This window comes from Vulcanococcus limneticus LL (genome assembly GCF_002252705.1).
GTDB lineage: Bacteria > Cyanobacteriota > Cyanobacteriia > PCC-6307 > Cyanobiaceae > Vulcanococcus > Vulcanococcus limneticus.
This window is the reverse complement of record NZ_NQLA01000033.1, coordinates 24,767-33,857: the sequence shown is the minus strand read 5'-3', so window position 1 is coordinate 33,857 and position 9,091 is coordinate 24,767. Positions and strand designations below refer to the sequence as shown.

Annotated in this window: 10 protein-coding genes; 2 read left to right on the top strand and 8 right to left on the bottom strand. The window is 63.7% G+C overall.

The window, feature by feature from the left end; genetic code table 11:
• Positions 1–94: 94 nt before the first annotated feature.
• Together CJZ98_RS12610 and CJZ98_RS12605 are read right to left on the bottom strand one after the other, a co-directional pair.
• Positions 95–589, bottom strand: a complete 495-nt coding sequence (locus CJZ98_RS12610) for a hypothetical protein (protein WP_094591487.1) — start codon at positions 587–589, stop codon at positions 95–97.
• Between the two features lie 16 nt (positions 590–605).
• Positions 606–2,189 (bottom strand): DUF4055 domain-containing protein, encoded by a 1,584-nt coding sequence (locus CJZ98_RS12605; protein WP_094591486.1) that lies wholly within the window; start codon positions 2,187–2,189, stop codon positions 606–608.
• Between the two features lie 426 nt (positions 2,190–2,615).
• On the opposite strand from CJZ98_RS12605, the gene CJZ98_RS18365 reads away from it, so the two are divergent.
• Positions 2,616–3,311: a hypothetical protein gene (locus tag CJZ98_RS18365; protein WP_198537767.1), complete on the top strand. Its 696-nt coding sequence runs from the start codon at positions 2,616–2,618 to the stop codon at positions 3,309–3,311.
• 209 nt (positions 3,312–3,520) lie between these two features.
• A complete protein-coding gene (locus CJZ98_RS12600; RefSeq protein ID WP_094591485.1) occupies positions 3,521–4,216 on the top strand; it encodes a HEPN domain-containing protein in 696 nt (231 codons plus the stop codon).
• Between the two features lie 111 nt (positions 4,217–4,327).
• Here CJZ98_RS12600 and CJZ98_RS12595 read toward each other — a convergent pair whose 3' ends face one another.
• The 6 genes from CJZ98_RS12595 to CJZ98_RS12570 all read right to left on the bottom strand — a co-directional run bounded on the left by CJZ98_RS12595 (position 4,328) and on the right by CJZ98_RS12570 (position 8,764).
• A complete protein-coding gene (locus tag CJZ98_RS12595) occupies positions 4,328–4,957 on the bottom strand; it encodes a sigma-70 family RNA polymerase sigma factor (protein WP_232756454.1) in 630 nt (209 codons plus the stop codon).
• A 68-nt stretch (positions 4,958–5,025) separates the two neighbouring features.
• Positions 5,026–6,669: a phage terminase large subunit family protein gene (locus tag CJZ98_RS12590; RefSeq protein ID WP_094591483.1), complete on the bottom strand. Its 1,644-nt coding sequence runs from the start codon at positions 6,667–6,669 to the stop codon at positions 5,026–5,028.
• Positions 6,666–6,998, bottom strand: a complete 333-nt coding sequence (locus CJZ98_RS19115) for a hypothetical protein (RefSeq protein WP_232756453.1) — start codon at positions 6,996–6,998, stop codon at positions 6,666–6,668. The genes CJZ98_RS12590 and CJZ98_RS19115 overlap by 4 nt, the downstream gene beginning before the upstream one ends.
• Positions 6,999–7,195: 197 nt before the next feature.
• Positions 7,196–7,600 (bottom strand): hypothetical protein, encoded by a 405-nt coding sequence (locus tag CJZ98_RS12580; protein WP_094591481.1) that lies wholly within the window; start codon positions 7,598–7,600, stop codon positions 7,196–7,198.
• A gap of 3 nt (positions 7,601–7,603) precedes the next feature.
• Entirely contained in the window at positions 7,604–7,963 is a 360-nt protein-coding gene (locus CJZ98_RS12575) for a hypothetical protein (protein ID WP_094591480.1), read from the bottom strand.
• 96 nt (positions 7,964–8,059) lie between these two features.
• The gene (locus CJZ98_RS12570) at positions 8,060–8,764 is read right to left on the bottom strand and encodes a hypothetical protein (protein ID WP_094591479.1); all 705 of its coding nucleotides are present in this window, start codon (positions 8,762–8,764) and stop codon (positions 8,060–8,062) included.
• Positions 8,765–9,091: the final 327 nt, after the last annotated feature.

Here is a 9,091-nt window from a genome sequence, read left to right as displayed (position 1 = left end):
GGGGCGTACGCCCCTGGAGGCAGCTCAACAGGGAGTTGCAGCATGACCACATCCACCCACTCTCATAAGGACTGGACCGACAAAGGGGGTCACGTCACCGCACCAGGGATCCCCGAAAGGGGTCGGGGTTGCACTGGCGCCAGTTCTGCAGCCGCGGCAGCAGCAGCGCCAGCTGGCCGATGTGCCGGCTGCGCTGTTTCGCCAGCACCACCGCCGGTGAGGGGCCCGCAGGGTTCCACTCGCTCTCGGTTTCCTCCAACAGCAGTTCGGTGGCGTACTCCACCACCGCCAACTTGCTCAATGGCAGTGGGTTGGGCACCACGCCACCGGCCACGCCCTTGCGCCGGCTGCGCACCGGGCTGTTCACCTCCGCTGGTGTCAGTGCGGCCAGCTTCTCATTCAGCGCCGCAATGGCATCGAGGTGGCCCTGGGCGGTGCAGACCCCTGTGGGGTAGCGGGTCTGCAGCTGGGCCATCTCCCGGTTCAGGGCCGCCAGGGTGGCACTGGTCACAGGGATGGACAGGGCGATGCGCAAGGCCTCGGCATCACCGGGACGCCAGGTGCAGGTGGGTGGGGAGGATTGGGTCATGCCCTCCCTTGCCAGATCAGCTGCCCCCGTTGTGCTCGCTCAGCCCCAGCTGCTGACGCAGCTCGGCGCCGTCGATCACTCCCCGCTCATGCAGCACCAGCCACTCCTGCACCGAGGGCTGGGGTTTGCGCGGCGGCTGGGGTGGCACCAGCGGGCAGATCTCCACGCTGCAGGGCGGGGTGTCGGAGAGCTTTTCGCCGGTGAGGCGGGTCCACTGGCGCAGCAGGGTGCTGAGCATCGAGCGCTTTTGGCCTGCCAGCGACTGCAGCACGGCAAAGCTCTGGCCGGCGGTGAGCGAAATCTCCAGCTCGGTGCGAGCTGGACCATGGCCGCCGGCAGGGATCAACGCATCACGGCGCATCGCCTCTTCCAGCTGCTGCAGGTAAGCCCGGTGCTCTGCCAGTGAACGCGCTTCTATTTCGACCCACTGGAACTTGGCCCCCTCTGGTAGGTCCATGAAGGAGGAGGTGGAGAGCACCAGGCGTTGCGGGCGTTGGGCATCTGTTCCGCCGGTGGAAGCACCAGAACCCAGGGCGCCATCACTGCGCCGGAAGCCGTAGGCATCCACCAGGCCGGTGCGTACGCCCACTGGCAGGGCAGTGCGTGACAACAGATCCTCGTATTCGCTGCGGCAGCGGTAGTGGTTGAGGTATTGGTGCGCCAGGCCCAGGTGGGGCAGATCGCCCTCGCCAAAGGCGGTGCCATCCACCGAGTACCAGAGGGCCGGCAGGTCAAAGCGCTGGGGCATCCGTTCCGGCTCACCCACCGGCACCACGTCGTAGCCAGCGACGGCGCCGGGATTGAGTTTGGCCTGCCAGCTGCGCAGCACCAGCCCGTCGTCGCTCACCGACAGGCTGCGGTAGAGCCAGGCCTGCGGATCGGGCACCAGTCCGCCGTGGGCGTCGAGCACCACCGTGGGGACCGCGGCATTGCCACTGGCGAAGCGGGGCGGCAGGGCCTGACGGCGCGGCTCCCGCCAGACGATCTCCACCGGGCCCGACGCCGGAGCCGCACTGGCGGTATCGGTGGGCAGGCGCCAGTTGAGCAGGTCGCGCCGGGGCACCAGCTGCAGCCGCGGCAGGGAGAGCCGGTCGCCCTTGGCGAGGGCCTCCAGCCGATCACCCTCTGAGGGCCAGCGGTGCTGGGGCGGCAGCTGCAGGATCAGGCAGCCGCCATCCCGCAGGGTGAGCAGGTCGGCCAGGAAGAGGAACACCCCAAGGTCCGTGCCCTGGCCGTCCACATCGGTGGCCACGCGGGTCAGGGAGTCGGGCAGTTCCTGCCAGGCCAGGCGCGACAGCATCCCCGCGTAGGTGCGCAGGGCATCGCGGTAGAAGCCCGTTGGCCGGGCTGCTTCCAGGCGCTTGAGATAGCAGGTCTCGGGCTCCTCGATGCCGCGGGGGAGATAGACCGGCCGGCGGCTGGTGCCGTCAGGGAGCTCCAGCAGGGTCCAGCAGTCGTAGACCAATTGCAGGCGTTCGCGGAGGCCAGCGAGGGTGGGGTGTTCCAGCCAGGGGGGCTCGGCAGGGGCTTGGGGTTGCGTCTCTGATGGGGAAGCGGGACTCCTGGTGGTGGTTGTCCTACGGCGGCGGGCGGTGGGCACGGGCTGCTGGTGGGGTCAAGCTCTTGCCAGTGGCAGCAATCGGCGGAAGGGGAAGCCATGCAGGATTTGCATTGTTTCGGTCAGAGCATCAGGACAAGCAGGTCACCCGGGGTGGGTGTGCTGAGTTCTTGTCAGGGTCCACAGAAGATCCAGGCAAGATGAGCCGCCCGCTCAGGGTCGACTGCCGCACAGCGGGTTTAGACTTCAACTCGTAATGACTTCGGGTTCTTATTCGGATCACAAATGGCCTGGCTCTCTTTTTACGAAGATCAGCCCATTTAGCCGCTAGTCGGCCAATACTAAAAATCAGGGGCAATGAAGAATTATCGGGCAGCAGCGAAGCAATCCCTTGAGCGAGCACTCCAAGAAATGGAGTCTACTGACACAAACAGGCTTCGCTATGCTGCTTTGGAGCTAAGAATGGCCTTGGAAGCTCTCGTTTATGAACGAGCCAAGCATTATGCAACTGATACATCTTGGAATAAGCTCTCGAAATGGCAGCCCAAGAAACTTCTGAGACTGCTTCTTGAAGTCGATCCACATGCAGACAAAGACGCCATCATCAGCATTGGAGAGCCGGATCAGGAAGGGCAGCCAGCGTCAATCATGCATTGCCTGGGGAGAGAGCGAGTATTGAAGCTAGAAGAAATAGATAGTTTTTATGACAGACTAGGCTCGTACTTGCACACTCCAACTAAGGCCCAAGCAGATGCGGGCGCGCCCGAAAGTGCCGGAAAGATTTTGGCAAAGTGTAGGGAGTTGGCAGCAATCCTCAAGGAGGTTTTTGAGTCACAGATTATCAATTCAGATTTCAAGATATCTTCTGAGATTAAATGCGTCAGGTGTGGCGCAAAGGTCTACGGGAGGCTGCCTCCGTCAATGGAAGACAGCGTCGCTACGTGCTTAGAGTGCCAAGCCCAGTACAGGGTTATGTCATTGCCTGATGGGCAGGCAGAATGGCAGCCAATAACTCAGCCATTGCAGTGCTCAAACAAGGAATGCATGGAAGAAGCATGGATCTTTCAACAAGATATCAAGCCAGGGATCAAGTGGAAATGCAGGAAGTGCGGCCAGCAATCTCGCATTATCCTTGGTATATCGCCAGTTCTCGGAGATGAATAAAGATCCATCCCTCTAGAAATAGTCGAAAGCGTCGGCTAGCATCCAGATTCGGAAACCGGGCAAAAAGTTGCTTATCAAGATGACAAGACTTTCTAGCTTCTGATCTGGAGCGTTAGGCCTTCCCGAGAAGGGTCGCCGGAAGCGCTCTTGCAAGACGAGGCCTCCACGCCCATGCCCATGTCTAACCTAGATTAACCAGATCCAGATAGATGAGAAAGATCTCCCCTCAATGCATCATTGACGACTTCGTCGAACAACTGGGCGACATCAAGACCTTCTATATGGATGGGATTAGTGGACTTTCGAAAGATGGAGACAAGTCAAGATTAGCTGAATACAGCCTTCTTGCGGCGGCAGTTGCCTGGGAAGGTTTTGTCAGTGATATCTTTATTGCATACATCAATTCAGACTCTGCTCAGTTTAAGCAGCACCTAAAGAACTCCTTTAATGAGCACCTCACGGAGCATGACAAGGCGAACATGGTCTTTTTGAAGTACGGCAAGCTCGAGTTCCCATCGCATTTAACCAAGGCAGATGTGCAATCGCTTGCCAATAGTTCTGGCAGCAATATTACATTTTCAAGCTTCGCCTTGCTCGAAGATCGGGCTAGGATATGGCTTGTTCAGCAGCACGCGGACAAATTCGCAAACCTAACCTCTTCTCAAAAAGCAGTGGTTAACGCTGTTATCGCATTACGGAATCATATAGCCCATCGAAGCAAGAGATCATTGGATGCCATGAATGAATCATTGGCTGTAGGCGCACTTTATACTACAGGAATAAAGCGACAGGGCAACAATTTTCACAATGTCGGCGCGTGGCTAAAGGCAAAACCAGTTGGTCGCAATGAATCAAGACTAATTACAATTCTTTCACTTCTAGATGCAATCAGCAAAGCATGCTAATTGCGCGTCACAGATATTGTTCATTCGTCGATACCTAGCGTCAAGATGAAGAAGTAGGGAGCAGGTGGCGCCACCCCTGCTGAGGCTGCTCCCCGCTTCTGATCGCGGCGTTCAATCAACAGGAAAAGCAACCACCCGAACTGAGCAGGCGTCAACGATCTGAATCCACTGCTCCCGGCTGATCCCTAATCGCTCCAACATCTCGCCCACGCCAACTCCTGAGGTCAGCAACCGCTGCCCCCGCGCATGCAGCTCCCGCCATGTCGGCGGCACCTTCAGCAGGAAGCCGTTGTCCCGCAGAAAGTGGGTGATTTCCCCATTGGCATAGGTGCGCCCGTAGGGCCGGAATGGGCCTCGTGAGGGGTCGTAGCGCCGTGCCGCTTTGATCAGCCCGATCATCGCCAGCTGCAGCAAGTCCTCCCTGGGGTGAACAGTGCGCCGAGCGAAGTTGCCCGCGATCTTCTCCGCCAGGTCCCGGTGCTCCAGCGCCAGGGCGTCTGCAGCGGCATGGGGTCGCACCGGCCGTTGCCGCCGCGGCCTGCAGCGCACGGACTGCTGACCCTGGGCTCTGGGCGGGTGATGGACCGGTGCCTGCAGGTTGATCTCCAGCTGCTGTGCTCGGGCATGGCACGCCGGCCGGCGGTGGCGCTGTTCCCGCAGCATTCGCTCCGCCCCAGCGGCATTGCCCACCAGCACCACCGTGAGCGGCAGCACCATCTGCACAGCAGGAGGAGTCAGCAAGACAGGGCGTGGGCTCTCCACTGCGGAAGGCTTGGGATGTTCCCGCACTGCGGACACCATCGGTACGCTCACCGGCTCACCAGCAGTGGCGTCACCACCGGCTGGATGCCCTGGGCCTTCCAGTAGCGGCCCTCCAGCCAAAGCGCGCCGTGGCAGAAGGCATCCACCAGGTCCTTGCTGCCCTTGGGGAAGCGGATGGCCTCCTCCACCAGCGGCTGAGCACGGTGGTGAAAGCGGATCTGACCGGCTTCCACCAGGGGGGCGACCGCATGGGCGCGAGTTTCCTTGCTGCCGCGGGCAGTGATCGGCAGCATCCCCGGCACGCGGCGCCGCAGGGTTTGCAGCACCGCTGGACCGTTGGCGGCGTCTTCGATCAGCACGGCATTGGGACGCAGGCCCTGCTGCTCCAATGCCTCCAGGCAACCCAGCAGGAAGCGGATCACCTCCGGTAGGCCAAAGCGGTGCCGGGCGGACCAGAGCACCTCGATCTCCAACTCTTTGGGCCCGGATGGGCCCTGCGGTTCACCCGTTCGGGGGATGGCATTCCGGACCGGTGGTGCCAGCAAGCCGGCCAGGCAGAAGCCGCAGTAGTCGCTCTCCGCCTCCCCCTTGAAGCTCAGGTCACACGAGAGGGCCAGCAGTGCGTATTGGCGCTGGCTGCCTTGCTCGCGGGGGAAGGGCGGCCGGATCCACTGGCGCAGGAAGATTGAGCCCGATGCCGGGCTTGGCCGCTGCTGGTACAACGCCGCCCACCAGTACACCCCCAGTCGGGCTCTGATCTTGAGCAGTTCCGGCAGGGGGAACCGCTCCGGGCACAACGCCTCACCCGCCTGGCGCCAGTCGGGGATCAGGGTGCAGGTGGGAGGCAGCTTGGGTCGTTCGGCGGGGTCTTCCGCGATGGCCGGCAGGTCCAGCACGGTCCAGTGCTGGGGGGCCTCGCCCAGCTCCTGCTCCAACAGCCAGCCGATCACGTCCTGGTGGTCCCAGCGGGTGAGCACCACCACCTGAGCCGAAAGATTCGGCTGCTCGCTGCCGTCTGCTCCCAGCACCATGGCCGGCTCAGCCCGGGTGAGCCAGACCGAGCGCAGCCAGTCGATCAGCTTCTGGCGCAGCGCCGGGGATGCGGCATCACCGGGGCCCTTGTAGGGGTCATCGATGATCCCCAAGCTGTAGCCCTTGCCCGTGAAGGGGCCATCGACACCAGCAGCAATGCAGCCGCCCCGCTGGCGGGTAAGCCAGTTGCCCACCGCCGCCGAGTCCCGGGCCAGCAAGTGGCCGGTCACCCGGTAGAAGTGGCGCGCTTCTCGGGAGTGGGCGTAGGCCAGCTCGGCTGAGTAGGAGGCAATCGCCGCAAACAGGTGCGGGTAGCGCTGCAGGAAGTAGGCCGGGAACAGCTTTGACACCAGCAGCGATTTCCCCAGGCGGGGTGGGCAGGTGACGATCAGCCGGCTCAGTTGGCCATCAGCGACGGCCTGCAGCAGCTCGATCAGCAACTCGGCCCAGCGGTGGAAGCCATAGCGGGGGTAGGCCTCGGCGATGAAGCTGCGCAGGCTCTGGGGTTCCGCTGGCTCGGCAGCCGTGGCCGCGGGCAGATGCAGCAGGCCGGCATCACCCCAGGGGTCGAGCTCGCTCAGCAGCAGGCCGCCTTCTGCAGGAGCCGGTGACGTCAGCACCGGTGCTGGCATCGCGGTGGTGGTGGTGCTCGCTGTCATGCCCGTGGCTCCGGCGGCTTGATCGGTGCCCGCAGTAGCCCGCCGATCTCGGCAATCACCCGGAAGGCGCCGACCGCCGCGTTGAACTGCTCGGCGTCCATCGCCCGGCGGGCGCAATCGTTCAGGGCAAAGATCTGCTCAGCCTGGTGGCGGCGCCGATCGGTGATTAGCTCCTCCACCATGCGCTGCCGAGCCAGCGCCAGATAACGACTGATCGTTTTGATGTTGGTGATTCCCCAGTTCTGGGCTGCTTTTTCCCTGATCTGTGCCAACGGCAGCCGCTGGGCGATCCACAGCTGCGCCTCAGCGATGCGCGTCTCCACCTCCATGTGGGTGGCCCGGGGCTTGTGGCTCTGGCTGCGGCGGCCCCGCGGCGGGTTGCCCTTCCCCACCGGCCTGCTGGGGTCTGCAGCCGGCCAGACGGGCTGGCCATCGTCGTCCTGCTGGGTCGGGGCAGCACGCAGCTCCTCCAGCGACTCAGTGCCCGCCTCTGAGCAAGCGCCCGCTGTCGGTGGCTGCTCGGGGCTCATGCTCCACCTCCACTACTGGGCGGCAGATCAGGGAGCGCCGTCCCCTGGGGGGACTGCCGCAGGATCCAGCTCACGTAGGCAGCCCACTGCTGGGGGGTGAGCACAACCCGCCAGGTGCCGCCGCGGAAGCGCACCAACGTCGCCGCGAACGGCACGGCGGCGTGCTCGGCCTGCAGGGCGGCCTCGTCTGGCTTGAGGCGCGCTGCGGCGGCGGTGTTGGCCCAGCTGGCCACCTGAATCACATGGGCCGGCACGCCATCGAGGTCGCCGGTGTCACCGCCGGCCGTGGTGGTGCGGCCGGCGCCGAGCTTGCGCCGCACCACCAGGCCCAGCAGATCGCTCAGCAGCTGGGCCGCTTCCCGCTCGGCCGCATCCCCCTTGCGCTTCTGGGGATTGGCCATCGTTCAGCTCCGGCCGGGCTTGATCGACCAGAACGCCTTGCCGTGCTTCTCCGTGGCAGAGCCGGTGGCGACTGCCAACCGCTGGGCCTCCTTGAGGGCCTGCTCCTGCTGTTGCAGCGGCTCGGGGTAGGCGTAGCTGGTGCGCCCGGCCGACCAGCAGAAGCTGCAGCCGTTGTGGGAGAAGGAGGCATCCAGCTCGCCGGCCTCCAGGGCCCCGCTGAGTTGCTCCAGCAGCGGGGAGAGCTCGGCTTCGATCGCCTTCTGCTGCAGCTTGAGGACCGTGATGCGATCGAGCAGTGCGTCGAGGGCGGCGCCCGCCAGGGGGGCAGCCAGAGGAGCAGCGCTCGCGGTGGTGGCAGCCATCAGCAGAGCCAGCGAAGGAGGGGAGAGGCGCAGGCAAGCGACCTGTAACAAACCATAGCGGCTCGATAGTCCGAACAGATGGGTTCGGACAGTGGATCACCACGGCCGGAACCTGCTCACGTAGCCCGCCCAAGCCGCTGCCCAGGCCGCCAGGCATTCCTCGCGGGAATAGAGCGGCGAGAAGCGGGCCTCCCCAGGCCGGGCCCAGATCGTCTGGCCGGCGTCGTAGTGCACGCCCCAGGTCGCCTCCAGGGCCATGTAGCCCCCCAGCTGGGCGCGGGTGCAGTAGCTGCCCGAGCCGGGCCTGGAGAGGGTCTTGAGGTCGGCCAGCACCCGCAGGCCGCAGGCGTGCTGGATGTAGCCGGTGTCGTAGGTGCCGGCCTGGTTGCGAATCAGACAGCAGGTGGGGCGTTCGGAGGCGATCACCGTCACCTGCTGCCAGTGGGGGTGGGCCAGCAGCGGCTCGATCCAGTCCCGGTAGTCGCCCGAGCGCAGGTGCTGCAGCTGCTGGCTGGCCTGCTGGCGTTGCTGGGGGAGGGGATGGAAGCGGCTGTGCAGCAGCGCCTCCAGCGCCAGGTGCACGGTGTGGCCCCTCGGCTCCCAGATGTGGCGGGTGGCCTCGATGCGGGCCATCGCCCAGTCGCTCTTGGCTGAGCCGACCACGCCGGTGACGGACACGGCGAACAGGTGCTCCCCCAGCCAGTAGCGGTGCTCCGGATCCGTGCGACGCAGGCCTGGGATCGGCCTGAGCCAGGTGCCGGCCGAGATGGTGAGTGGACTGGTGGTCGTGCGTTGCACCATCACCAGAGCCTCACGTGAAGCACTAAAAACTTGTGATTCTTTAGAACCCGTTGCGGCGCAATGGATCTGAGAGGATCCAGGACGAGTGAAACTTTGTGATTCTTGTGAAACCGCTGCGCCGCAGGGTTTTCACAAGTTTCCAGGTTGTTTCCACCCGCCACCGTGCGTGAGAACGCCTGCACTGGAGAGGGTTTCAAAGTTTCCGAAGTTTCCAGCCCTCTGATGCGCCTGAGGAATAGGGCGCCAGCGCAGCTGAGGGGCAGGCAGGACCTCCAAGAATCCCAAGTTTCCAGGTTGTTTCCAGCGGCCATGAAGCGCCAGAACACT

Coding starts and splice junctions, on each gene's coding strand:
- CJZ98_RS12610 (WP_094591487.1), bottom strand. CDS start 589: ATGACCCAATCCTCCCCACCCACCTGCACCTGGCGTCCCGGTGATGCC.
- CJZ98_RS12600 (WP_094591485.1), top strand. CDS start 3,521: ATGAGAAAGATCTCCCCTCAATGCATCATTGACGACTTCGTCGAACAA.
- CJZ98_RS12590 (WP_094591483.1), bottom strand. CDS start 6,669: ATGACAGCGAGCACCACCACCACCGCGATGCCAGCACCGGTGCTGACG.
- CJZ98_RS19115 (WP_232756453.1), bottom strand. CDS start 6,998: ATGGAGGTGGAGACGCGCATCGCTGAGGCGCAGCTGTGGATCGCCCAG.
- CJZ98_RS12580 (WP_094591481.1), bottom strand. CDS start 7,600: ATGGCCAATCCCCAGAAGCGCAAGGGGGATGCGGCCGAGCGGGAAGCG.
- CJZ98_RS12575 (WP_094591480.1), bottom strand. CDS start 7,963: ATGGCTGCCACCACCGCGAGCGCTGCTCCTCTGGCTGCCCCCCTGGCG.
- CJZ98_RS12570 (WP_094591479.1), bottom strand. CDS start 8,764: ATGGTGCAACGCACGACCACCAGTCCACTCACCATCTCGGCCGGCACC.